This is a genomic window from Moorena sp. SIOASIH (genome assembly GCF_010671925.1).
Classification (GTDB): domain Bacteria; phylum Cyanobacteriota; class Cyanobacteriia; order Cyanobacteriales; family Coleofasciculaceae; genus Moorena.
On the sequence record NZ_JAAHIH010000005.1, the window covers coordinates 514,707 to 538,942 of the forward strand.

A 24,236-nucleotide genomic window follows, 5' to 3' on the forward strand; every position below is an offset into this window, starting at 1 on the left:
CCCGATTTTTAATAAAACATTAAAGAGATGGGGAAGATGGCGGAGAATTGTCCAATAGTTTCGTTTCTCAATCAGCAACGTCCCAGCAACTATATTTTCCCTTAAGACAGAGTAACTTAGCATTCCAGAGGCACCAAGCCGAGGTCTCACCCGATCGGGGAGTGGTCATTCAATCGGAGCTAGGAATTATTTCTGAGATTGAGCAAACATAGCCCAATTTGACTCTAATTTATACTAAAATTAGTTATCCTATGGCAATCCCAAACCTTGACTATTAGTAGTCATATCTGTTTGATTTTGGTAAAATATAGATAATATTATTGGTATAATTATCGACAATAGATGCATCGATATGTCCTATTTACTGTTTCCATAAATCTTCTGTGCAAATCTAATTTTAACACGCGATTGCCATCACAAGTCATTATGAAACTAGAAGAATATTTTAACTTTATTGCTCCTGATGACATTCGGATTAAAGGTCATCGAATTGGGATTGAAACGGTGTTGTACGAGTATCTATTTAAACAGCGTACTGCTGAAGAAATTGCCAAAATTTACTCAACTCTCACCTTAGAAGAGGTCTACGCTACAATTCTATATTATCTACAGAACAAAGACACAGTCAGTAAATACATTGCTGACTGGCTAGAGTGGGGACATCAACAACGTAAAGCTCAAGCCTTGAATCCTCATCCTGCGGTGGCTCGACTCCGGAAAATCAAAGCAGAAAGACAAGCCCAGTTGAAAGCCAATGGCACTGAAGTATCTAATGGATGAGAATGTTGACCCAGCTTACTCAACTCAAATTCGACGTAAATGTCCTGATTTAGTAATTCGTACAGTTGGGGAAATCGGTACTCCAAGCCTCAGTACACTAGACCCGGAAATTCTGTTATGGTGCGAAGAGTATAACTTTGTTTTGGTAACCAATAACCGTAAGTCTATGCCCGTACATTTAACTGACCACATTGCCCAAAGTCATCATGTCCCAGGAATTTTTATCTTAAACTCCAATTTGAGCATTGGTCAAAATATTGAAGAGTTAATTATAATTGCACAATGTTCTTATGCTCAGGAATATCAAGACCAAATTATTCACTTACCGATGACTTGAATTAATTAATTATTCTGAGTAGAAGTCTCAACAATACATTGCTCTTCGTTTGTAAAGCGTTGTTCATAACTATCAGGTATACAGGATTTTTTACCTCTTACCTGCTCCCTGCTCCCTGCTCCCTGCTCCCTAAAACCCAATAATTTATACCTTACCCAATTTAAAACTGCTGTATTATAATCCTCCCCATCAAGCCTAAGACTGAGAAGACTAGACTCGTGAAAGCAAAAGCCAAACCCAAGAAACTACTAGGTTTTTTATATACTTGCTTATTCCTTGGTTTAGGGATACTCCCCACAGTAGTCAAACCAAAGCCAGCCCTTAGTGCAGAATACATTTACTTTAACTATGGTCCGTTAAAATTGTCCCTTTCCCGGGAATCCATCGAGATTTTCGCCAATGAGGGCAGAATTACTAAGGAATTTGAGTTCTACGCCCAAATGCTGAACCCAGAAGCCTTGGAACAGTTGCGGATGCTACTCCAAAAGCGGATTAAAATCAGTCCTGTTGCCATCTCCCGCTTAGGTAAATCCCCCATGGGAGAAGCCTTTCTGGAAGGTTTGGGAAAGATGATCAAAACGCACCCTGGTCGCAATGGTTTACATAGTCTTCGGGGGGCGCTGGTTTTGGCAGCAGCTGACTCCGAAGGTCTAACTCTAATGAATATAGTGCGCCAGTTTCCCACCGAGGGGATGTTGATTGATACTGAGTATATCTTCGATGTCCGAAAAGAGCTAGCTACCCTATTTCGATATCGAGATGCAGCCGTGAATGCGATCGCAAACCAAGCCAACCGAGAAGCGGCTGCTGAGAATACCATTGATGTGTCCCAGTTAAAAGACTTACAACAACCAGGTCCTTATAACTTCACAGACCAAGTCATCACCCTTTCCGGTCGCCGCCGTCAATCCCCTCTAGGGTTATCCGGAGAAACCAAGTTTGAGGTTGCTTTGTACTTACCCCAAGGCAATCCAAAACCTGCGCCCTTAGTAGTCATGTCCCATGGCTTTGCCTCAGATCGCAACCATTTCACCTATTTAGCAGAACACTTAGCATCCCATGGAATTGCTGTAGCGGTTCCTGAACACGTCGGGAGTAATGTTGAATATTCTCAAGCTGTACTACAGGGACTAGCGAATGGAATCAATCCGGTAGAGTTTATTGAACGACCCTTAGATATTAGATATGTGCTCGATGAGCTCGAAGACCTCTCTAAATCTGACCCTAATTTTGCTAATCAGCTGAATCTGGAACAGGTAGGTGTGATTGGTCATTCCTTCGGGGGTTACACAGCGTTAGCCGTAGCAGGTGCAGAAATTAATGATTTAAGACTGCGCCAAGTGTGTCCTGATCAAGACCCAACCTTCAATCTCTCTGTACTGCTCCAATGCCTTGCCAATCGCTTACCCCCGTTTAATTATGACTTGCAGGATCCACGGGTCAAAGCTGTAATCGCTGTTAATCCTATTACCAGCACAGCCCTTGGTCCAGCTAGCTTGGGTAAAATTCAAGTGCCAGTCATGATTATGGCAGGTAGCCACGACATAGTAGCACCAACTGTCCCAGAACAGATTCACCCCTTCATCTGGCTCAATACCCCAGAAAAATATCTGGCAATGATTGTTGATGGCAACCACTTCTCCACTAGTGGTGCATCCGGCGACGATTTTGCCCTGTTTCCTAGAGAATTACTCGGTTCCAATCCTCAGGTCGGACTTTCTTACCTAAAAGCCTTAAGCTTAGCTTTTGTTAATACTCATATTCGGGATTTGCCAAACTATCGACCTTACCTTAGTGTTAGCTATGCCAAATTGCTCTCTGAGAATTCTCTAGAGCTACATTTAGTCAAATCTTTAACTCCAGAACAACTAGAGGAATCCTTTGGCAGTGAACCTCCCCAAACTATCATACCACAACTTGCAATTGAGCCAATACGGAAGCGTTCAGAAACGGTTTTAGACCAAATTAAACGAACTGGCACCATAAAAGTTGGTATTAGAAAAGATGCTGCTCCTTTTGGCTACATTGATACCAACGGAGATTGGAAAGGGTATTGCTTTGAGCTACTCAATTCCTTAAAAGACAAAGTTGCCCAACAACTCAATAAACCCATAGAACTAGACGTTGTTGCCATTCAATCAACCTTGGAAAATCGCTTTGCTATTGTCCGAGATGAAGCTGTACATTTGGAGTGTGGCCCTAATACCATTAGGACTGATATTGAAGATATAAAATTCTCAACACCATTTTTTATTACTGGCACACACTTTTTAGTAGATTCTCAACAACCAAGAGTCTTCAATCGTTACCAAAGCCTTGACAGTTTAAAAATTGGAGTACTTCCCAGTAGCCTCACAGAAACATTTATTGAGCAAACCTATCCTAATGCTCAGAAAATAGTTTTTCCTGGAGACATAGGTAGGTCTCAAGGAGTCAAAGCATTAGTCAATAGCGATATTGATGCCTTTGCCAGCGATGGCATTTTATTAATTGGAGAAGTCACCAGACAAGGACTTTCCTCATCCCAGTACACCTTATCTCCAGATCAGCCACTGACCTGTGATTTCTATGGCATGATTCTCCCTAAGCATGATCGGCAATGGCAACGTATTGTCAACTCCTTTATTGAAGGAGAGAAAGCTAAAGAAATTTGGGGGGGATGGTTTACAAATTTGTTTCCCTATGTCTTATTAAATCTAGAGTATTGTATTGATAAGTAAAATGTAATAGACTTCGCGGCAGTTGTCGGGAACAGGGAACAGGGAACAGGGAACAGGGAACAGTGGACAATAATTGACGCAAAAAATATTAGAAAAATACTTTTGCAAGAGGTCTAAATAAGTTTAGGAGATTCATCATTCTTTTTTAGCGGTCACCATAAAGGAACGTCGCATTCCAGGTACTGAACGGGGTGCGATTTGGACAGAGTAACGTCCATAATTTGCTCTTATTTCTCCCGGTTGGATAACTGAGGCATTCCACCCATAATAAGCAAATAATTCTTCTGGTTCGTCTGTGCCAAAACGCCAATTTTTACTAATTAATCCCTTCTGAGTTTTAGAGCCTATTTGCCACGACTTTACACTTATTAAATCTGCACCCAAATAACTTCCTTGAACACTGAAATCAGAAATTGTTTGCAGTAATGTATTGATCTCTGTTTTATCCAGATACATCAATAAACCTTCCATCAACCAAACTGTAGGTTGATTAGATTTATATCCATGATTTGTCAATAAATGCACCCAAGGTTTTTGCAAATCTGTGGCGATAGAATAGCGATGACATTTAGATGGAATATCCTTAAGAATTGCTTCTTTGCGAGACATCATTTCTGGTAAATCAATCTCGTATATACATAGTTCAGGTGGTAAGGGTAGACGATATGCTCTAGTATCGTACCCCACCCCTAAAATTACAATTTGATGTACCTCTGGTATTACAGATATCAGAAAATCATCGAAAAATTTAGTTCGCACTGCCACAAACTGGATGCGAAGGGTATTTGATTTCGGGTCTTTACCGTCTTGTTTTTCCCAATAATCCATCAAAGACTGTATTTCCTTAGACCCAACTAACTGAGCAGCAAAAGGATCGTCAAAAAGTCGGTCTGTCCTTTTCGATTCAATAGCACGTTTCGCCGCCATTACTACTGCGGTACGACAGACATCATTTTTGATTTCTGGGATTTTTTCGGCTTTTGCTGCCAGTTCGTTTTCCATAATTTACAATTTAGTGCTTGATCATGAAATTAAGGACAACCTTGCTGAGATACTGTACCATCAGGCATAGTGGCATTACACAAATTAGCCCCAGTCAAATTAGCCCCAGTTAAATTAGCCCCCGTTAAGTTAGCCTCTGTTAAATTAGCCTCTGTTAAATTAGCCCCACTTAGATTAGCATTTTGTAAGTCAGCATAACGTAATTGGGTTCTATACAGATAGGTATTACTTAAATCAGAGCTAGCCATGCTCGCACCGGTTAAATCCCCCAAACTTAATGTGGCTCCTTTTAAATTAGCCTCATATAAGATTACCACAGGAGCAAAAACCTTATCTAATTTAGCATTTTCCAATGTAGCCGATGTTAAATCAGCATCAAATAAACGAGCAGCTACTAAATTGGCATTGGTTAGGTTGGCTCGTTCTAAATTAGCGAGAGTTAAATCTGCTCCTTGGAGATTCGCATTGGTCAGATCCGAACTTACTTCTTCGATCGCCCGTCGTTGGTAAGATTGAAGTTTAGGGTTCAGTAGAATACTATTTAGATAAGCCCCTGATAAATTAGCTCCTCTTAAATTAACACTTCTCCAATTACAGTTACTAAAATTACCAAAGCTCAAATCACGACCACTTAAATCATTGCCTAGATCGCAATTAGAAAAAGTGTTGGATTGGGCTTGAGCTGGCAACCTTAGACAACCGAGACATAAGAGAGAAGAAACTAGAGTTGAAGAAACTAGAGTTATCGTTTTTAGCACCATAGTCATATTGAGTAGTTAGGATTGAATCTTTAGAACATCAATTAATACAGAGTCAAATCTATAGCCATCCCTGTCGGAGTTGTGAGAGTAGTCAGTTGGAGCAACGGATGGTTAACGGATGTAACCAATGGAAGTATGGAAAAATAGAGAAGTCTCGCAAGATGGGCAAGAGGCTACCCAGAGTAGCATGGATTGCTCTGAGGTTTGACTTCGGATTGATATTATAGTATACATTGACACTCCCCGGCCTAAAGGCGCGGGGATTCTTCATTCAACGACCCGACTTGCTCAACCAGACCGGAGTCAAGAAGAGTAGAGGTTAGATCTCCTGAAGCGTTCGGATCTAGGATCCAAGTTCCGACGTGCCCCGTCGTACTTATGGCTCGATTTCGGATGTTGATAGCGGCATTATGGTCTCTGTCTAATTCGCATCCACATTCACAGACATGAGTTCGAGTGGATAACGACTTTTTGACTACTTCGCCGCAATTAGAACAATTTTGACTAGTGTATGCAGGATTGACTGCAACAGTTATCCTGCTAAATTTAGTACCAAAATGCTCTAACCATTTCCTGAATTGGTACCAACCTGCATCGTTAATAGACTTTGCTAGGCAATGATTTTTTACTAGGTTTTTCACTCTCAAGTCTTCATAGGCGACCAGATCGTTAGATCGGACTACGCAACGTGCGAGTCTCTTCGCATGTTCTTCACGTTGCCTACTTATTTTGAGGTGTTGCCTGCCTAATCTATTGACGGCTTTTTTTCGATTGGATGAGCCTTTCTTTTTTCGAGAAACCCGGCGCTGACAAAACTTTAATCGCTTTTCTCCTTTGTGATAAAATCTAGGATTAGGTTCAGAATGACCGTCAGAATCTGTATAGAACTCTTTGAGTCCTACATCTAATCCGATTGTTCGACCAGTCGAATTTAAGTCTTCTTTGATATCGACTGCCACACAGAACTGGACATAGTAGCCGTCAGCTCGTCGGACTATCCGAACCCGATTAATTTTTTTCTTGTCGAAGCGCCATAGATCCCAAGTCCCTTTAAGCTTAAGCTTCCCAATCCCTTTCTTGTCTGTGAACGTTATCGACTTTTTATCAGGGGATAATTTCCATCCTGATTTCTTGTACTCGACAGATCGTCCACGTTTATGAAACTTCGGAAAACCCTTTTTTCCGGGAACTTTTTTCTTGCAATTATCGTAGAACCGAGCGATAGATGACCATGCCCTTTCAGACGCGGCCTGACGGGCAGTAGAGTTTAATTCATTGGCAAAAGAGAACTCTCTAGCAAGAATCTTAGAGTATTTACTAAGGTCACTTTTTCCCGTTCCTTTATTATCTAACCACAAACGAATGCAGCTATTGCGGATAAACTTAACCGTCCGGATCGCCTCATCTATGGATGAATACTGGGACTTTGTTCCTTTAGCTTTAAACTCTAAAATTATCATTGAGCTTTGGTCACCCTATGCGAACGAAAATCGACCTGATTATGAATATGTTTATATTAGCAAAGCGCATATAAAAATGTCAAGTCTATATCTAAAAAAAAAGCCATCCTAGAAGGACGGGGCTTTAAACCCAAATTTTTGGTAACTTCGATGTTACAGTAGGATTGATCGGAACGTCGAAGCAGGGAATAGGGCACAAATAGAGTTTTTTAGCTAAACTGTACACTCGTCAACAGTAATTGACCATGAACCCAACTCGCCAACGAATCCAAAACATTTTCAAATGGATAGTAGCCTCTGTCCTAATCCTGAGTCTCTTTGGATGTGCTGCCCTTCTAGATCAGTTAGGAATCGGGAATTACACTGTCAAACGGGTATCTGACGGGGATACCATTCTCGTCGCTGACAGGTTTGGCAAGGATGTCAAAGTTCGGTTTGCCTGTATCGACGCTCCAGAAATTGCCCATTCCAACAAAGAGAAGCAAAGCCGCAAATTGGTAGACAAAAGTCAATTCAAATGGGGAAATAAAGCCAAGGAGCGACTTCAGGAACTGGTCAAACAAAGCGATAATCAGGTAGTTTTGACCGTTACTGATACTGACCGCTATGGGCGCAGCGTCAGTGAAGTACGCTTAACCGATGGCACCTTTATCCAGGAAGTCCTAGTTAAAGAAGGACTAGCACAGGTATATCGACCCTATCTGAAAGATTGCCCCAGTGCGGAAATGGTCGATAGTGCTGAAGCCAATGCCAAACGATATCGGCGAGGGTTGTGGCGAGACCCTAAGTTTGTTCCAGCTTGGGAATACCGTAGTTTAGCAAAAACTAAATCGTCCTGAGTCGGAGAGTCTCTAGTTCCTTGAGTCTTTAGTCCTTAGAGAAATGAGTAATTTCCTCATAAATGTTTGTTGCAAAATGTTAAGGTAAGTATTCAGCTATCAGCGTGTCCCGTATCAGCTAATGCGCTACAGATGGTGCTACTTGAGGTGCTATCAGCTATCAGGGGCTTGTGGCCAAGCTACTTGAGGTGCTTTTGAATAAAATAAGCTGTTCGCTTAGCTTGAGCCTTGGCCTATGGCCAAGCTACGGGAATGGCTGACGGCTGACTGCTGACGGCTGAGAGCTGAATGCTTACATGTTAAGTAAGTTCATACATTGATCAAAACTAAGATTCAAAACTGATGGTACTCTTCGGATTTAAGAAAAAGCTGACCGTGCCTACTCCTGAGCAAGCCTTACCCGGACGCTCAGAACTCATGCCAGTACCCGAGCGTCACTACGTCAACGGCAATCCTCTCAAACCCCCTTACCCTGATGGATTGCAAATGGCGATGTTTGGCATGGGATGTTTTTGGGGAGCAGAACGCCGATTCTGGCAACAAGAGGGAGTGTTCACTACCGCAGTAGGTTACGCTGCTGGAATTACCCCTAACCCCACCTATCAAGAGGTCTGTACAGGCATGACCGGTCACAATGAAGTAGTGCTGGTGGTATTTGACCCAAAGGTAATCAGTTACGAAGCACTCTTGAAAGTCTTCTGGGAAAGCCACAATCCCACCCAAGGCATGCGCCAAGGCAATGATACTGGTACTCAGTACCGTTCAGGAATTTATACCTATTCCGAAGACCAAAAGAAGCTAGCGGAAGCCTCACAAAACGCTTATCAGCAAGCTCTGAATGCCGGTGGTTATGGTAATATTACCACAGAGATTCTAGATGCTCCTGAGTTTTATTACGCAGAGGGCTATCACCAGCAGTACCTGGCTAAAAATCCGAATGGGTATTGTGGTTTAGGTGGGACAAATGTGAATTGTCCTGCAATTTCATAAGTTATCACTTTTGTGGTTAACAGTAATTAGTCATTGGTCATTTGTAAGTACCAAGAAACTTTGGTGGATTACAAATGACTAATGACTAAATTTGTAAGCATTCAGCTGTCAGCTGTCAGCCGTCAGCTCAAAAAAAGGCGTTGCTGAATCTTTGAATGAATAGGAGTAGAGTGGGCATCCTGCCCGCCCGAAAATTGTAACAGGCAAGATGCCTGTTCCACCAAGATGCCCATTCTACAAAACGCTTAAAATCATTCCATTATTAAGCAATGCCCAAAAAAAAACCTCAAAAGGAAGAATTTAATAGTTCGAGATTAATCAGAAGTTAAAGTCTGGGTAAAAGCCCATCAGTAGACGTAAATCACATTAAACGAATCCTTACCTCTTTGATTCAAAAGCACCTCAAGTAACGTGGCACAGGCTTCGACACTGGGGCGTAGCGCATCAGCTGATACGCGACACGCTGAATGCTTACGGGAACTGTATGAGGAACAAAAAAATGAATCATAAGCTTAAAACTTGGACTATAGGTTTTATAGTCGGTCTAGGATTAATCATTATTCCTATTTTACTATCCCCTGTCCTGTTTAATCCTCTAGTTTCAGCATCATCTGCCCAGGAAAAGGTTGAACTAGTAGAACTAAGAGATAATCTTGGGAATTATCATTATCCTATTTCCACTACCTCAGACTTAGCTCAAAAGTATTTTGATCAAGGTTTAATTCTTGCCTACGGTTTTAATCATGCTGAAGCTGCTCGTGCTTTTCAAGAAGCAAGTAGGCTAGATCCTAATTGTGCCATGTGCTACTGGGGATTAGCTTATGTTCAAGGACCAAATATCAATGCACCAATGGCAGATGAACAAGTACCAGAGGCTTGGCAAGCAATTCAACAAGCGATCGCACTAAGTAATAAGGCATCTCCAAAGGAACAGGCTTATATTAAAGCTTTAGCACAGCGTTATTCGGAACAAGCAATGGCAGATCGTTCCTCCCTTGATCTAGCTTATGGTCAAGCAATGAAGCAGGTTGTTCAAGATTATCCTGATGATTTAGATGTCGCAACTTTATACGCAGAATCCCTCATGGATACCATGCCTTGGGACTACTGGCAGGATAATGGGGAGCTCAAACCAGAAGCCAAGCCAATTTTAGCAACATTAGAATCAGTTTTAGAAAGAAATCCTAAGCATCCGGGAGCTACTCACTTCTATATCCATGCCACTGAGAAAGAACAACCCAAATTAGCCATAGAAGCTGCTGATAATCTCCGAAATCTCGTTCCCGCTTCAGGACATTTAGTCCATATGCCCTCTCACATCTATATTCGAGTGGGACGTTACCAAGATGCTGTTATTGCTAATCAAAAAGCAGTTATGGCGGATCGTAATTATCTGGCATCCCCCCATCCTCAAAGTATTTATACTATTGCTTATGTTCCTCATAACTACCATTTCCTCTGGTTTGCAGCGGTAATGAGTGGACAAAGTGAGATAGCAATGGCAGCAGCACAACAAACAGCAGCAGTTGATCCAAGTCTGATGGCTAATCCAGGGTTATCTGGTAAAATACAACATTTTTCTGTTGTTCCACTTTATACGGAAGTGCGCTTTGGAAAATGGGATAAAATTCTAGAGACACCTGCACCAAAAACTGATCTGAAATATGCTACCGGTGTTTGGCATTATGCTAGAGGTATGGCTTTCACGTCTCAAGGTAAGAAAGAAGAAGCTAATCAAGAATTAGCTAAATTACAAGCTTTAGTTGCTGATCCTGATTTAGAAGAACTTAAAATATCGAGTTTGAATTCTACTCCTAGTGTTCTTAAAATTGCCCTTGAAGTCTTAACCGGTTCAATTGCTACTCTTGAGCAAGATTATACTACAGCAACTAGTCACTTAAAAAATGCGGTTACCCTAGAAGATAAGCTGGTTTATAATGAACCACCAGATTGGTATTCTCCTACCCGTAATTTGCTAGGCACAATCCTGCTTCAAGGGAATCAGCCAGAGCAAGCAGAGCAAGTTTTTCGTGATGATTTAGATATTTATCCCGAAAATGGTTGGTCATTACATGGTTTAGCACAAAGTTTGCAAGCACAAGGAAAAACAGCAGAAGCAGAAACTATACAACAGCAATATCAACAAGCGTGGCACTATGCTGATATCGCTTTATAACCTCAGTTCTATTGCGTCAACTAGAAAACTTCTCTAATACATCCTTTAGCGCTGGTGGTAATTTGCGCATAATCTTACCCTGCTCTCGGTCAACGGGTACTAGAGTCACACGACCGGTTAAGTAAAGTTCTGTCCCATCATGGGATTGAATTCGATAATTCCACTTCATACGGACATCTTTCATTTCCGCGATCGCTGTCTTGACAACTGCTTCTGTGCCCATTGGCATTGCCCGGTGATAGCGTAAAGAAAGTTCTACTACCGGTAAATCACATCCTAGCCTGACGAGATCACTATAATCCATACCCATCAAGCGTAAGTACTCCACCCTCGCTTCTTCCATCCAGCGAAGGTAGGTACCATGCCAGACTATACCAGCATAGTCAGTGTGGTGGGGATGGACTCGCACTGGATAGTCAAACCATTTTTTTTTGCTGGCGATTAGCTCATGGCTTGCCATGGTATTGTCTAGCTGTTCTTGAGCTGAGGTTTGGGGTGTTTCTGACATGGATCAACTTAATCGTTACTGGTATGGTGATCGTATATGGTGATCCTATTCTGTTAGAGCTAGATCAGATCAGCGCTCAGTTGTTGCTGATTCGGGATCTACTTCGGGCAAGTCTAATCCTGACAGATCAAAGTAAGCGATCGCGTCCGTCTCAAAAAGTCAATCACTGTTTACCATCATCCTACTGATCGTAATCAGAACCTATCCTTATATCATGTCGGGATAATTACCCTTAATCAAAATCTCCCCCATCTGGCCATCTCCCCATCTCCCCTCACTTCCCACCCTCCCCACACTTCCCACACTTCCCACCCTCCCTCTAATTATGGGTATTCAACCTGACTTGATATTAACCCTGTGTTGGGAGGGTTAGGAGTAACCTGGTCAGGATTTGGTAACTAAATAGATACCCTGAAAGCGATCGCACCCGGTCCCATTCAGGGTATCTGCTCACAGGTCGCCATGGTTTCTTCTCATGAGTTTCTTCTGATGCTACCAGTAGGGTGCGTTACTGAAGCACCCTAGGTTTTAGGGAATTTTCCGGCTTTTTATGCCAGGTCTGACCAGAGCTTTTTTTTAATTTTTGTAAAGATTAAACAATCCACTGCGTAAATCCTGGATGGGCTTGAGAAATGTAAGTAGAGGTTGAATTCGAGTCAGCCAATGACCGAGACACCTCAGTATTAACATTACAAACTTCAAGGTTCAAACCAGGAAATTTATCATGTTTCGTAGTAAAGTAGTCATTGCGTCTGTAGTTCTATCTTTGGGTGTAATCAGCCTCGGTATTCCTCAAGGCAAAGCCTTAGCACAAGATACTAACGCGCCTCGTCCCACCCCTCCGAGCAACCAACAATTTACTTTAACCACTACCCCCACCCCCAGTGCAAAAACCGTATTTGCTGTAGTCACCAGGAACGGCGCACTCAGTCGCGGATTCGGTGCCAGCCGAGCCCGAAAAGTTCTGAACGGTCGGTACGAAGTCTTCTTCAACCGGGATGTCCGTCGGTGTGCCTACACTGCTACTTTGGGTACTACAGGCGTTGGCACTGAACCATCTGGTGAAGTTACTGTAGCCACACGCGCTGGCACCACCAATGGGGTTTGGGTTGCTACTAACAATTCTAGTGGAAATGCCGTAGATCGTAACTTCCACCTTGCTGTACATTGCCCCTAGGCTGCTTAGAAGCTATCCAAAAATTTGTCTTGGGGGGTTGTGGAGCTTACTTTAGACCACAAGCCGTCTAAAGGATTACTGAAGTAATTTACCAGTAATTTCCCCACTCTCACCCAACCATTAAATAATTTTTCGGATAACTTCTGAGTAGTTTCTACAATATGCTAGTCTTTTATGCCTTTTTTGCCCCACTGTGTCAACCGTGGGGCTACACAAACCCAGCCAGCCTCAGGAACTAGAGACTAAATAGGGTTGCACCTGGATTTAGGATCCCTATCAACCTAGGTTGATGTAGTTGATGTAGGGTGGGCAGTGCACCAGACCGATAATCAAGCTGGCAAACCGCGTTGGTAGGCACTGCCCACCCGAAGATTAATCTAGTAATCACCCTCAACCACCAAGGTTCCCCACTTGGAGAACTTGAGCTGAGGGTTCCCACCCTGACCATTTATCCTGTAATCAGTTTGAGAAGGTGACCATGATGGTTAAATTTTGGTCTTTGTCCCTTGCTTTAGAAGCTGCCTCAATCCTGCTAATTGTTCCCAAGGCGTTTAGCCTGCCACTGACGCTTGCCTCTGGCTTCTCCCCTGTACCCAGCACAGAGATTGAGCTACCAGTTTGCTACATGCAAACCGATAATGGCACCCTTGTAGATCTTACTAGTCTATGCGGCATCTCAGACTCCAAAGTAGTCATTAGCGAAGTAAGTTTCCAAAATGACCGTCTTATCGGTCGTGTAGTCAACAAAACTGACAAAACTGTCTACTCGACCCGAGTAAACTATCAAATTCTCGATGATGACGGCAGTGTAATTGGCACGAGCTCCATGTATACTAATCCCCCTAACCTCAGTGCTGGAGAAAGTGCTACTTTCGAGACGGAAATGTGGGGTGGTCGGGAATTAAAAACCACATCCGTTGACTGGGATCGTAAACCGACTCCATGATTTCGATATCAATTCACGCTTTTGAGGCACAAATTGCTGAGCAACTGAACCTAAGTATGTGGTCTTTAGCTGAATGCTTACCACTGAATCCCACATAATAATGTTATCAATAAATTGAAAATTGAAAGTTTTAAATTAATAACTAAAAATTAACTACGGCGGTTTGCATAACTATCAGGTACACAGCCTTGTTTTCCCTGTTCCCTGTTTCCTGTTCCCTGCTCCCTGCTCCCTGTTCCCTAAAAACCCAGAACTATGTACTTAACCAAATCGCAAACCGCTATAACAATTAACTAACAATTAACGATTTACCTGACTACGAAGTGATTAACAGTCGGAGATATTAGATTCAGATTTGAGTGAACAATCAACCCACCCCTTGAGCTTAAGCATAAGGGGTGGGTTTTTCTTGACTTTAATTACAAGAGTAAGGGAGTAGCAAAAAAATAAAATACCAGTTTTTAGCTTGTAGGGTGGGCAAAAACAGTTTGTTTCTTTTGATTATTCTAAATTAAGCACTACGCATTAAAGTTAGGACATTGATACAAGCTGAAACGCTAATGCACGTAAACTTTTGCCTCTTGCCCGCCCCCCTTCTTAAGGGGGGTTAGGGGGGATTCCTCTTGCCCTTGCGCGTAGCGCTATATTACTTTGCCCACCCTACTTTAATTGGTATTTTTTTTACACTTTAATTACAACAGTAAAGCTAGCTGCTGACTATCCTAGACGTAGAAGGAGAAGTTGAGATCTGGAACCGTATCGATCTCGACAATATTACCCAGTGAGTTATTCTCGATCATCCACATGCCATTCCGTCCTTGGGAATTACGGAAGAAGAAATCATCAATACCATCTCGGTTAGCGTCATAGGCACCACGGAATTCCCAAGGACCGTCTGCTGGTCGGGCATCGATCAGCACTGGCTCCTGGAAAACAGTACCATTGAGCTTCCAGTAGGCAAACTCTTGGGTATTCATATTTTCCCAGATAGCATCTGCGTTACCATCGCCATCCATGTCTCCAGCCGCAACTAATTGCCAGGGATCACTAGGTGATATGATCATATTTTGACCATTGGTGTCCGTAATAAAGGTAGCATTCTGAAACCCGGTTTCATCTATCTCCCAAACAGCAATTTCCCCGGTGGATGTGTTGTACCAGAAGATTTCTTCTGCACCACCACCGTTAACATCTCCGGTGCCACGGATTTCCCAGTTGAGGTCTGATCCTGGCTGACCTGCTGGTGCCTGAGTAATTATTGCATCCTGGAACTCGGAGCGTTCCATGTTCCAAACCGCAACACCCCCGGTTAGGGTATCACGCCACAGAGGATTCCTGATACCATCCCCTAAATCCACAACACCACGGGCTTTAAATCCAGTGTTCTCTGGTACCAACACCTCCTGACCACTTTGATCTGTAATGAACGCTGTCGTCTCAACGCTAGTGCCCTGGCCATTTAGAGTCCACAAAGCAACTTGTCCATTGACAGGATTATGCCAGAACAGATCCACACTGGGGATTCGGGTAATTTCAATGGCATCAAGTCGCCCTCGCTCGAAAGTTCCGTCACCATTTTCGTCGGTAAAGTTACCATTGCTATTTGCTAGTACCGAGATTTCTATTTGATCCCCTGGAGCAAGGTCTATGTTCTGAAAAATGGCATTTGGATTAGCCTCAGCACTTAGAGTGCCACTTGAATTGCCACCGCTCAGAGGGACATAATTCCTTGGCTCAGCTGTTGGCTCAGGTCTATTGGCAGGTAAGTTTAGATTATAAACATATGTACCAACTACCTGTCCATTGACACTAAATTCCAGTGGAGAGTCCCCATCTTCTTCGTCAAAGTAGGCAATACTAATATCGTACTTACCAGCCGGTCCATCCTGTGCTGTCCATGTAAATGTCAGGACACCAGGAACTGGAACCGGGTTATCAAAGTTTGAGATCTCGACGGCTCGACCCCCTGAAGCAACGAGATCAATATTGTTGAAACCGGTTATCCCGTAGTTTTCTCGCGTAACGCGAGGACCTTCTGCTTCAATTAGAACCATAAGATAGTTTTTTCCCAAAAGTTATCTTTGTTTAGACTGGTTGGCTTTTCTTTTCCGTCCTGATGCACCAAAAAATTATAATTACTCCATCCCAACTCAGTCCCAACTCAGTAAGTTACGGGATGTGTAACTTACAAAACTGGCATTACTTAAAGTCCCTGCCATGAGATGGGATAAGAGTCTGTGAACTTTGTCTGTGAACTTTTGGGGAAAATTTAATCATGCTTATCGATGTATCTAGGGTACAATACCTTTCTAGATAGCTATTTCTATATACATCGATAAGGGTAAAACACCCCTTTTAATAGTTCAAAGATGTCCTGCTCAAAATTATCCAGTGAAACTGGATAATTTTTTTGAAGCCTTTTCTATATTTTTACTGGCTAACGATACCCTGATAAAATTTCACCCCTAACAGGGGATCTACTCAAAAAATTATTTCTGTTCCAGGCTTCATATTTTTTTTTGGCGTTTTGACTTAAAAAAAAACCTACCACTAGTATAAATGGCATAAAATTACGTAAATGTCACTATCAAATTAGGGATTTTAAGGAAAATTTTATAAAAATTTATTAAATTTTTAATGAGTTGCTACTAAGCAAAAACTAATTATTATATAACATCAACTAAGCTAATCATTATGAATGAGGAATTTTACCCTGCCTCAGGGCAGTTAGTGGGTAAGCTATCAGCTATCAGCGGTCAGCGATTAGCGCTACAGATGGTCCTACTTGAGGTGCTTTTGAATAAAAGAGGTAAGCAAAAGTTTAATCTTTTTTACGTCCCAGGGTCGAAGCCTGTGCCACAAAGCACCTCAAGTAGCGTGGCCATAGGCCAAGGACTTTTATCCAGACTTTAAATTCTCATTAATCTATCAATATTAAATTATCCCTTTTCCCATTGCCCATGGGCGCACGCTACGCGAACGGCGCACGGTACGCGGTTTATTTTAAGGATGATAGCTGACAGCACCTCAAGTAGCTTGGCCTACGGCCAACGGCTGAATGCTTACAGTTTGATATCCTGGTGGTCGTACATATTAATTAGTGACAATAATACTGGCGCTTTATATAAGCCAAACAAATATAGCTTTTGTATCTAGGTTGTAAAGCACGTCTTGCCGAAAAATGCTTGCATACAAGAGGCAAAAGCCAAAAGGGGCAAGAGCTCCGGAGTTTTATTGGACAAGAAAAAAAGATATCCTAGGTTTACATCTCAAATACAAACGCTATAATATACCAGTTTAATCCATCCCCGTCAAAATTTTTGGGTCAGCAATAAATTTTGGGGTCAGCCAAATGCCTTGGAGATCTGGTTTCTGACGATTAGATGCGAATGCCGCTGACACTCGGAAATATTAGACTCAGATTGAAGTGAACAATCAACCCACCCCTTGAGCGTAAGCAGAAGGGGTGGGTTTTTCTGAACTTTAATTACAACAGTAAAGCTAGCTGCTGACTATCCTAGACGTAGAAGGAGAAGTTGATATCCTCAACCCTATCGATCTCGACAATCTGACCCAGTGAGTTATTCTCGATCATCCACATGCCATTCTGTCCAGTAACGGAATTACGGAAGAAGAAATCATCAGTACCATCGTTGTTAGCGTCATAGGCACCACGGAATTCCCAAGCACCGTTTGCTGGTCGGGAATCGATCAGCACTGCGTTTTGGAAAACAGTACCATCAAGCTTCCAGTAGGCAAACTGTTTGGTAGTCATATTTTCCCAGATAGCATCTGCGTTACCATCGCCATCCATGTCTCCAGCCGCAAGTAACTGCCAGTCATTGTCAGGTGATATGGTCAACCTGTCACCATTGGTATCCGTAATAAACGTAGCATTCTGAAACCCGGTTTCATCTATCTCCCAAACAGCAATTTCTCCAGTAGATGTGTTGTACCAGAAAATTTCTTCTGCACCACCACCGTTAACATCTCCTGTGCCACGGATTTCCCAGTTGAGGTCTGATCCCGGTTCACCTGCTGGTGCCTGAGTAGTTATTGCCTCCTGGAACTCGGAGCCTTCTATCTTCCAAATCGCAACACCGCCGGTCACCGTATCACGCCACAGAGGACTCCTGTTACCATCGCCTAAATCCACAACACCACGGGCGTCAAATGGACTGTCGTCTGGTACCAATACCTCCTCACCACTTTGATCTGTAATGAACGCTGCCGTCTCGAGGCTAGTGCCTTCCTCATTTAGAGTCCACACAGCAACTTGTCCACTCACAGGATTACGCCAGAACAGATCCAAACTGGGGATAATCTCTTCAACTGGGGTAATTTCAATGGCATCAAGTCGCCCTAGCTCGAAATTAGCATCATTATTAAGGCTATCTGCCACTACCGAGATTTCTATTTGATCCCCTGGAGCAAGGTCTACGCCCTTAAAAATGGCATTTGGATTATCCTCAGCACTTAGAGGGCGAGGGCCACGTGGATTGCCACCGCTCAGAGGGACATAATTCCTTGGCTCAGCTGTAATCCCAGGTAAGTTTAGATTATAAACATATGTACCAACTACATTGTCGTTGACACTAAATGTCAGTGGAGATTCCCCATCCTCTTCGTCAAAGTAGGCAATACTAATATCGTACTTACCAGCCGGTCCATCATCTGCTGTCCATTGAAATCTAAGCACACCAGGGTTTTCTTCAACCGGGTCATTAAAGCTTGAGAGCTGGACGGCTCGACCGCCTGAAGCAACGGTATCAATATTGTTTGCACTGGTTGTCTCGTAGTTTATTCGCGTTACGCGATCGCTTTCTGCTTCAATCAGAACCATAAGATGGTTTTCTCCCAAAAGTTATCTGTGTTTACACTGGTGGGCTTTTCTTTTCAGTCCTGATGCACCAAAAAATTTCTAATTACTCCATCCCAACTAAGTCCCAACTCAGTAAGTCACGGGATGTGTAACTTACAAAAGCGATGCAGCTTCGGAACAGGGGAGGCAGTGCCGCCAAAGGGGGTCTCCCCCATGAGCAACTGCCGTGGTTTCCACGGGGCAAGGTGCGGACGCAGGTTCTGCACGCAGCCCCTCCCCACTCGCTATTGCATCAAGACACTGGCATTACTCAAAGTTCCTGGCATGAAATGGGATAAGAGTCTGTGAAATTTGTCTGTGAACTTTTGGGGAAAATTTAATCATGCTTATCGATGTATCTAGGGGACAGTACCTTTCTAGATACATGTTTCTAGATACATGGATAAGGGTAAAACACCCCCTTTAATAGTTCAAAGATGCCCTGCTCAAATTTATCCAGTGAAACTGGATAAATTTTTTGAAGCCTTTTCTAGAGATTTGACTGGCTAACGATTCCCTGAGCAAATTCCACCCCTAACAGATGACCTAGTCAAAAAAGCAGTTTGGTTCTAGGCTTCATATATTTTTTTTTGGCGTTTTGACTGAAAAAAAAATCCTACCATTAGTATAAATGGCATAAATTTCAGTAAATGTCACTATCAAATTAGCGATTTTCATCAAAATTTCATAAAAATTTATAAAAAATTTACTGAGTTGGTACTGAGCAAAAACTAATTATTATATAACATCAGTCAGCTAATAATTATGAATGAGGAATTTCACCGTGCCTCAGAGCAGTTAGTGGGTAAGCTATCAGCTATCAGCTAATGGGCTACGCCCACGCTACTTGAGGTGCTATTAGCTATCAGCTAATGGGCTAAGGGCAGGCTACTTGAGGTGCTTTTGAATAAAAGAGGCATTCGAATAATGCTGAGTTACGGAAAGCTGAAAAGGTTAACATAAGGGTATTTAATATCAGTTTAAAAATTAACTAATTTACAATAAAAAATGTTAAAACCTAAATCTCCAAACCTAGCCAGCTAGGTCTTTATTGGACGAAATCTCCAAAAACCATCTGTGGAAATGAGCTAAATGAAACAATGATGAAAATTTTTATAGGAATAACAATCTGTTGCTCTTGAAATCTAGGCTATCCACTATTACCGAGACGTAAGCATTCAGCCGTCAGCTATCAGCGGTCAGCGATTAGCGCTACAGATGGTGCTACTTGAGGTGCTATCAGCTTGCATAGGTAAGTATTCGTTTAATCTGAGTTAAGTCCCAGCGTCGAAGCCTGTGCCACAAAGCTGACCGCTGACCGCTAAAGAAAGTCAGAGTTTAGAAGCCTGTGCCACAAAGCTGACCGCTGACCGCTAAGGGCTGAATGCTGACGGTAACTGCTAATGGGTAATAGGTAACTGGCCGGGGTTTGACCAATTACCTATTACCTATTACCTATTACCTATTACCCGTGTTTCTTTCTGTAACTGGGTTTTAGGATTTCCCTTGAAACCTTAAAGCCATGCAGCGCGCTCAAAGGAGGCCACCCCACTCGCGCTTTGCATCAAGACAGGGAAACGTTACCATCAAAACCTGAGGTGCGCGCCTCCTAGGCTGAGTAAATCGCCCTTGGGTCGCACCTCAGGTAATTACAGTGGGAACCTCCCGCTCTGTAAACTTCCGAATCTGGGCAATCTCATGGGCAAGGGAAATCAGTGGTTCCAATGCTTGTTGAGTATCCACGTCATGCTTAGTGGAATCTGGCTCATAGCTCTCTAAATAGAGGCGTAGGGTTGCCCCTTTTGTGCCAGTACCAGATAGGCGGAATACAATCCGAGAGCCATCGGTAAAGCCAATCCGAATCCCCTGCTTCTGGCTGACGCTCCCATCTACTGGGTCAGTGTAACTAAAGTCATCACCATACTCTACCTGGTAAGAACCAAATTGCTGTCCTTTCAGGTCTGGGGCACTTGAACGCAGACGCTCCATCAATTCCTGAGCTCGTACCCCATCTACCTCTTCATAGTCATGGCGGGAATAGAAATTACGACCATAGGTTTGCCAGTGGCTACGGACAATCTGCTCCACTGATTCACCCCGCACTGCCAGGATATTGAGCCAGAATAGCACTGCCCAAAGCCCATCTTTTTCCCGTACATGGTTAGAACCAGTGCCGAAACTTTCTTCACCGCACAAGGTGGCTTTACCTGCATCCAATAAATTGCCAAAAAACTTCCAACCTGTTGGGGTCTCATAGCAATCAATACCCAACTGAGCTGCCACTCGGTCTACAGCAGCACTGGTGGGCATGGAACGGGCTACCCCTGCTAAACCTTGACTATAACCAGGTACCAGATGGGCATTGGCGGTTAACACAGCTATGCTATCACTGGGGGTAACGAAGAACGAGCTTCCCAGAATCATATTGCGATCGCCATCTCCATCGGAAGCAGCCCCAAAATCCGGTGCATTATCACCATAGAGAATATCCACCAAGTCCTTAGCATAGACTAAATTGGGGTCAGGATGACCACCGCCAAAATCTTCTAACGGTATACCATTAAGTACTGTACTTTCTGGTGCCCCTAGGCGTTGTTCAAAAATAGCATGGGCATAGGGACCAGTTACCGCATGTAATGAGTCCATACACATCCGGAATTTACCAGAGGTTAGTAGCTGGTGAATGCGGTCAAAGTCAAATAGGGACTCCATCAATTGAGTATAAGGCTCAACTGGGTCAATCACCTCAACGCTCAAGGTTCCCAGGGTAAATGCACCTGGTCGGTCTAGATTCACATCCGCAGCCTCCAGGATTTTGTAACTATCGATGACTTTACTCCGAGCATAGATAGCTTCGGTCACCTTTTCCGGTGCTGGTCCACCATTACTGGTGTTATACTTGACACCGAAGTCACCCTTTGGACCCCCTGGGTTGTGGCTAGCGGAGAGGATAATGCCACCTAATGCCTTATGCTTGCGAATAACACAAGATGCTGCTGGGGTAGACAGAATACCACGACAACCGACTAACAACCGACCTAACCCATTGGCGGCTGCCATTTTGAGAATGGTCTGAATTGCTTGCCGATTGTAGTAGCGACCATCACCCCCTACAACTAGGGTTTGACCTTCACAGCCTTCTAGGGAGTCAAAGATAGACTGGATAAAGTTTTCTAGGTAATGGGGCTCCTGAAAAACGGTGACCGACTTACGGAGTCCGGAAGTACCGGGCTTTTGGTCTGTAAAGGGCTTAGTAGAGACAGTGCGTATGTTCATCACAAGCTAGCTACAGGTTGTACTGCTAATTCTTTATTGTTAACTGTTACCTGTTAATTGTTAATGAAAAATTCAAAAGTCTTTGACAAATGACCGATAACTTTAGTGAGCCCTGCTCTAGAAAAGCACGATGTTCCGTTCGCGCAGCGTCGGGCTTTGCCCGAAAGGAACCGCTTTGCGATTGACCGTAGGTCACGCTACGCGAACGCACTATCAGTCCTTCTATATTCACATTTTTGTCTATTTGTCAATGCTTCACCTTAATCTATCTAAGCTACAAGCGATTAGCTTTGCACAAGGTTAGCTAATCGCTGATTAAGAACTAAATTTTAATCTGACCGCTCAACTTATAATCCAACACCAAGTGACTAGCTGATAGCTGATAGCTGACGGCTGAATCCTGACACTAAATTTCTCGGTCGAAGCCATATTTTTCGCGGATATGGGTATTAAAATACTGACCAATAGAAGGATTATCTTTCAAACCCTTGTAGATCTCTTCTGGTACATCCCGATACTTGTAGATACTACCATTATTGAATTCAACCCGAAGAATTTTTTTGTCTAGGTCGTAGTCGAAGGATTTCATCACAGCGCTGGTACTTTTCAGCAATGGGAAGGCAATCACATCCCGAATACTAGCTGAATTAGTGAGTAGCATCACTAAACGGTCAATACCAATACCTAAACCACCAGTGGGAGGCATACCGTACTCCAGGGCAGCGAGAAAGTCTTCATCAACATCTTGAGCTTCCAAATCTCCTGCTGCTTTCCTGGCTGCTTGAGCTTCTAGTCGTTGCCGTTGATCTATAGGATCAGTTAACTCAGAATAACTGTTTGCTGTTTCTCTTCCCACTATAAACAATTCAAACCGTTCCACTAAACCTGATTTTGAGCGATGGGGTTTAGTAAGGGGAGAGATTTCCACAGGATAATCCAGAACGAAAGTCGGTTGGATTAACGTTTCTTCTACCTTTTGCTCAAAGGCTTCATTGAGCAATTTGCCAATAGAATAGCAATCATTGGTAACCTCCACACCAGCATCTTTGGCTGCTGCTTTTGCCTGCTCAATATTGGTAAATTTATCAAAATCTAAACCAGTTTGGTCTTTGACTAACTCGTACATCGTTACTTTACGCCAAGGGGGAGTTAGATCAATTACTTCACCTTGGTAGTTAATAGTTAGTGTACCTAACACTTCCTTAGCAGCATTACTGATAAGATTTTCCGTCAACACCATCATCTGATTATAATCGGCGTAAGCCTGATAGATTTCAATCATGGTGAATTCCGGATTGTGACGAGTCGAAATTCCTTCATTGCGGAAAACACGCCCCAACTCATACACCTTTTCAAAACCACCAACAATTAGTCGCTTCAGATGCAACTCGGTAGCAATACGCAGATACAAGTCCATTTGTAAGGTGTTGTGGTAGGTGATAAAAGGACGCGCATCTGCACCACCAGCCTCACTCTGAAGTACCGGAGTTTCAATTTCAATAAAATCCTGTTGGTTTAAATAGTGCCGAATAGAAGCAGTTATTTTGGCACGACGACGAAAGGTTTCCCGGACATCAGGATTAACAATTAGGTCAACATAACGTTGACGATAGCGCTTTTCTGTATCCGTCAAACCATGCCACTTATCTGGTAAAGGTAACAGAGATTTGGTCAGGATATCATACTCCTTGACATAGATCGAGAGTTCCCCTTTCTCCGTGCGCTTGATGGTTCCTTTTGCCCCAATAATATCTCCAGTATCAGTGAGTTTTTTGAGAATATTAAAAGCATTAGGAAGGTCTGCCATTTTAGCAGTGATTCTCTTTTTATCCAGGTAAAGCTGAATTGTACCAGTCTCATCCTGAATGTTGAAGAAAGCTAATTTACCAAAGACACGACGAGCTATAATCCGACCAGCAACAGCCACTTCGACATCTACTTCTTCGCCATTGCCTAGGTCAGCATAGTTTTGCTGCAATTCGGCAGCCTGAGCTGTAGATTCCCAATTATAGGCATAGGGGATTAATCCTTCTGCTTTGAGTTGTTCAACTTTTTCAAGCCGTGTGGTGCGAATTTCTTCTAGAGTTGAAGTGCTTTGTGGTTCTGGACGGGATTGGTCTGACATAATTTATAGCGACAATCTAGCTAGTGGACAAATAGTGGATAAACTGTAAGTTAGTGCTGCCTGGTGACCCCTTATTATATAGCAATTATAAGTTAAACGTTAACATCCTCGTTAACATAGCTAACGGGGAACAGAAGGGAAGTATAACTAGTTATCAATAAGTGATCAATAATCAGTTAGCACTGCTCTATAACTCTAATTATAGCTAATTTTTTAAACCTGATCAAATATAAATATTTTTATAGATAATTTTAATAATTACTATTTTATGTTCATAA

General features: G+C 42.9%; 18 protein-coding genes. 9 read left to right on the forward strand and 9 right to left on the reverse strand.

Annotated elements, in window-relative coordinates; translation table 11 throughout:
* The first annotated feature begins 426 nt into the window (after positions 1-426).
* From F6J90_RS29290 to F6J90_RS29300, 3 genes are all read left to right on the forward strand, one after another.
* A complete protein-coding gene (locus F6J90_RS29290; protein WP_293101829.1) occupies positions 427-780 on the forward strand; it encodes a DUF433 domain-containing protein in 354 nt (117 codons plus the stop codon).
* Positions 755-1,117, forward strand: coding sequence for a DUF5615 family PIN-like protein (locus F6J90_RS29295; protein ID WP_293101832.1), 363 nt, complete (start codon positions 755-757; stop codon positions 1,115-1,117). Before F6J90_RS29290 ends, F6J90_RS29295 begins: the two co-directional genes overlap by 26 nt.
* Positions 1,118-1,335: 218 nt before the next feature.
* Positions 1,336-3,837, forward strand: a complete 2,502-nt coding sequence (locus F6J90_RS29300) for an alpha/beta fold hydrolase (protein ID WP_293101834.1) — start codon at positions 1,336-1,338, stop codon at positions 3,835-3,837.
* Positions 3,838-3,972: 135 nt separating this feature from the next.
* Here the strand turns inward: F6J90_RS29300 and F6J90_RS29305 are convergent, their stop codons facing one another.
* From F6J90_RS29305 to F6J90_RS29320, 4 genes are all read right to left on the reverse strand, one after another.
* On the reverse strand, positions 3,973-4,839 hold the full coding sequence (locus F6J90_RS29305) for an SAM-dependent methyltransferase (protein WP_293101837.1): 867 nt from the start codon (positions 4,837-4,839) through the stop codon (positions 3,973-3,975).
* Between the two features lie 29 nt (positions 4,840-4,868).
* Positions 4,869-5,606, reverse strand: a complete 738-nt coding sequence (locus F6J90_RS29310; protein ID WP_293101839.1) for a pentapeptide repeat-containing protein — start codon at positions 5,604-5,606, stop codon at positions 4,869-4,871.
* A 105-nt stretch (positions 5,607-5,711) separates the two neighbouring features.
* The gene (locus tag F6J90_RS29315) at positions 5,712-5,834 is read right to left on the reverse strand and encodes a hypothetical protein (RefSeq protein WP_293101842.1); all 123 of its coding nucleotides are present in this window, start codon (positions 5,832-5,834) and stop codon (positions 5,712-5,714) included.
* 14 nt (positions 5,835-5,848) lie between these two features.
* Positions 5,849-7,060 (reverse strand): transposase, encoded by a 1,212-nt coding sequence (locus tag F6J90_RS29320; protein ID WP_293101844.1) that lies wholly within the window; start codon positions 7,058-7,060, stop codon positions 5,849-5,851.
* Between the two features lie 245 nt (positions 7,061-7,305).
* Between F6J90_RS29320 and F6J90_RS29325 the strand changes: the two genes are divergently transcribed.
* The 3 genes from F6J90_RS29325 to F6J90_RS29335 all read left to right on the forward strand — a co-directional run bounded on the left by F6J90_RS29325 (position 7,306) and on the right by F6J90_RS29335 (position 11,065).
* Positions 7,306-7,899, forward strand: coding sequence for a thermonuclease family protein (locus F6J90_RS29325; RefSeq protein ID WP_293101847.1), 594 nt, complete (start codon positions 7,306-7,308; stop codon positions 7,897-7,899).
* A gap of 342 nt (positions 7,900-8,241) precedes the next feature.
* A complete protein-coding gene (gene msrA, locus F6J90_RS29330) occupies positions 8,242-8,889 on the forward strand; it encodes a peptide-methionine (S)-S-oxide reductase MsrA (RefSeq protein WP_293101850.1) in 648 nt (215 codons plus the stop codon).
* A gap of 499 nt (positions 8,890-9,388) precedes the next feature.
* Complete coding sequence (locus F6J90_RS29335) at positions 9,389-11,065, forward strand: hypothetical protein (protein ID WP_293101853.1); 1,677 nt, start codon at positions 9,389-9,391, stop codon at positions 11,063-11,065.
* Between the two features lie 16 nt (positions 11,066-11,081).
* Here F6J90_RS29335 and F6J90_RS29340 read toward each other — a convergent pair whose 3' ends face one another.
* Complete coding sequence (locus F6J90_RS29340) at positions 11,082-11,573, reverse strand: thioesterase family protein (RefSeq protein WP_293101856.1); 492 nt, start codon at positions 11,571-11,573, stop codon at positions 11,082-11,084.
* On the opposite strand from F6J90_RS29340, the gene F6J90_RS29345 reads away from it, so the two are divergent.
* From F6J90_RS29345 to F6J90_RS29355, 3 genes are all read left to right on the forward strand, one after another.
* Positions 11,561-11,761 carry a hypothetical protein gene (locus F6J90_RS29345; RefSeq protein ID WP_293101859.1) on the forward strand — a complete coding sequence of 67 codons (201 nt, stop codon included), beginning with the start codon at positions 11,561-11,563 and terminating at the stop codon, positions 11,759-11,761. The two genes, F6J90_RS29340 and F6J90_RS29345, sit on opposite strands and share 13 nt — an antisense overlap.
* A 536-nt stretch (positions 11,762-12,297) precedes the next feature.
* Positions 12,298-12,750, forward strand: coding sequence for a hypothetical protein (locus F6J90_RS29350; RefSeq protein WP_293101862.1), 453 nt, complete (start codon positions 12,298-12,300; stop codon positions 12,748-12,750).
* Between the two features lie 478 nt (positions 12,751-13,228).
* Positions 13,229-13,696 carry an FxLYD domain-containing protein gene (locus F6J90_RS29355; protein WP_137985412.1) on the forward strand — a complete coding sequence of 156 codons (468 nt, stop codon included), beginning with the start codon at positions 13,229-13,231 and terminating at the stop codon, positions 13,694-13,696.
* A gap of 722 nt (positions 13,697-14,418) precedes the next feature.
* On the opposite strand, the gene F6J90_RS29360 is transcribed toward F6J90_RS29355, so the two are convergent.
* The 4 genes from F6J90_RS29360 to lysS form a co-directional block, all read right to left on the reverse strand.
* Entirely contained in the window at positions 14,419-15,750 is a 1,332-nt protein-coding gene (locus F6J90_RS29360) for a VCBS repeat-containing protein (RefSeq protein ID WP_293101869.1), read from the reverse strand.
* A 1,463-nt stretch (positions 15,751-17,213) separates the two neighbouring features.
* A complete protein-coding gene (locus F6J90_RS29365) occupies positions 17,214-18,539 on the reverse strand; it encodes a hypothetical protein (RefSeq protein ID WP_293101872.1) in 1,326 nt (441 codons plus the stop codon).
* A 1,659-nt stretch (positions 18,540-20,198) separates the two neighbouring features.
* On the reverse strand, positions 20,199-21,833 hold the full coding sequence (locus F6J90_RS29370; RefSeq protein ID WP_293101875.1) for an alpha-D-glucose phosphate-specific phosphoglucomutase: 1,635 nt from the start codon (positions 21,831-21,833) through the stop codon (positions 20,199-20,201).
* A gap of 406 nt (positions 21,834-22,239) precedes the next feature.
* Positions 22,240-23,958 carry a lysine--tRNA ligase gene (lysS, locus tag F6J90_RS29375; protein ID WP_293101878.1) on the reverse strand — a complete coding sequence of 573 codons (1,719 nt, stop codon included), beginning with the start codon at positions 23,956-23,958 and terminating at the stop codon, positions 22,240-22,242.
* Between the last annotated feature and the right edge of the window lie 278 nt (positions 23,959-24,236).

Excerpts from the sequence above, each read along its gene's own strand:
- F6J90_RS29290 (WP_293101829.1), top strand. The coding sequence starts at position 427 with ATGAAACTAGAAGAATATTTTAACTTTATTGCTCCTGATGACATTCGG.
- F6J90_RS29295 (WP_293101832.1), top strand. The coding sequence starts at position 755 with ATGGCACTGAAGTATCTAATGGATGAGAATGTTGACCCAGCTTACTCA.
- F6J90_RS29305 (WP_293101837.1), bottom strand. The coding sequence starts at position 4,839 with ATGGAAAACGAACTGGCAGCAAAAGCCGAAAAAATCCCAGAAATCAAA.
- F6J90_RS29310 (WP_293101839.1), bottom strand. The coding sequence starts at position 5,606 with ATGACTATGGTGCTAAAAACGATAACTCTAGTTTCTTCAACTCTAGTT.
- F6J90_RS29315 (WP_293101842.1), bottom strand. The coding sequence starts at position 5,834 with ATGTATACTATAATATCAATCCGAAGTCAAACCTCAGAGCAATCCATG.
- F6J90_RS29320 (WP_293101844.1), bottom strand. The coding sequence starts at position 7,060 with ATGATAATTTTAGAGTTTAAAGCTAAAGGAACAAAGTCCCAGTATTCA.
- F6J90_RS29325 (WP_293101847.1), top strand. The coding sequence starts at position 7,306 with ATGAACCCAACTCGCCAACGAATCCAAAACATTTTCAAATGGATAGTA.
- msrA (WP_293101850.1), top strand. The coding sequence starts at position 8,242 with ATGGTACTCTTCGGATTTAAGAAAAAGCTGACCGTGCCTACTCCTGAG.
- F6J90_RS29335 (WP_293101853.1), top strand. The coding sequence starts at position 9,389 with ATGAATCATAAGCTTAAAACTTGGACTATAGGTTTTATAGTCGGTCTA.
- F6J90_RS29340 (WP_293101856.1), bottom strand. The coding sequence starts at position 11,573 with ATGTCAGAAACACCCCAAACCTCAGCTCAAGAACAGCTAGACAATACC.
- F6J90_RS29350 (WP_293101862.1), top strand. The coding sequence starts at position 12,298 with ATGTTTCGTAGTAAAGTAGTCATTGCGTCTGTAGTTCTATCTTTGGGT.
- F6J90_RS29355 (WP_137985412.1), top strand. The coding sequence starts at position 13,229 with ATGATGGTTAAATTTTGGTCTTTGTCCCTTGCTTTAGAAGCTGCCTCA.
- F6J90_RS29360 (WP_293101869.1), bottom strand. The coding sequence starts at position 15,750 with ATGGTTCTAATTGAAGCAGAAGGTCCTCGCGTTACGCGAGAAAACTAC.
- F6J90_RS29365 (WP_293101872.1), bottom strand. The coding sequence starts at position 18,539 with ATGGTTCTGATTGAAGCAGAAAGCGATCGCGTAACGCGAATAAACTAC.
- F6J90_RS29370 (WP_293101875.1), bottom strand. The coding sequence starts at position 21,833 with ATGAACATACGCACTGTCTCTACTAAGCCCTTTACAGACCAAAAGCCC.
- lysS (WP_293101878.1), bottom strand. The coding sequence starts at position 23,958 with ATGTCAGACCAATCCCGTCCAGAACCACAAAGCACTTCAACTCTAGAA.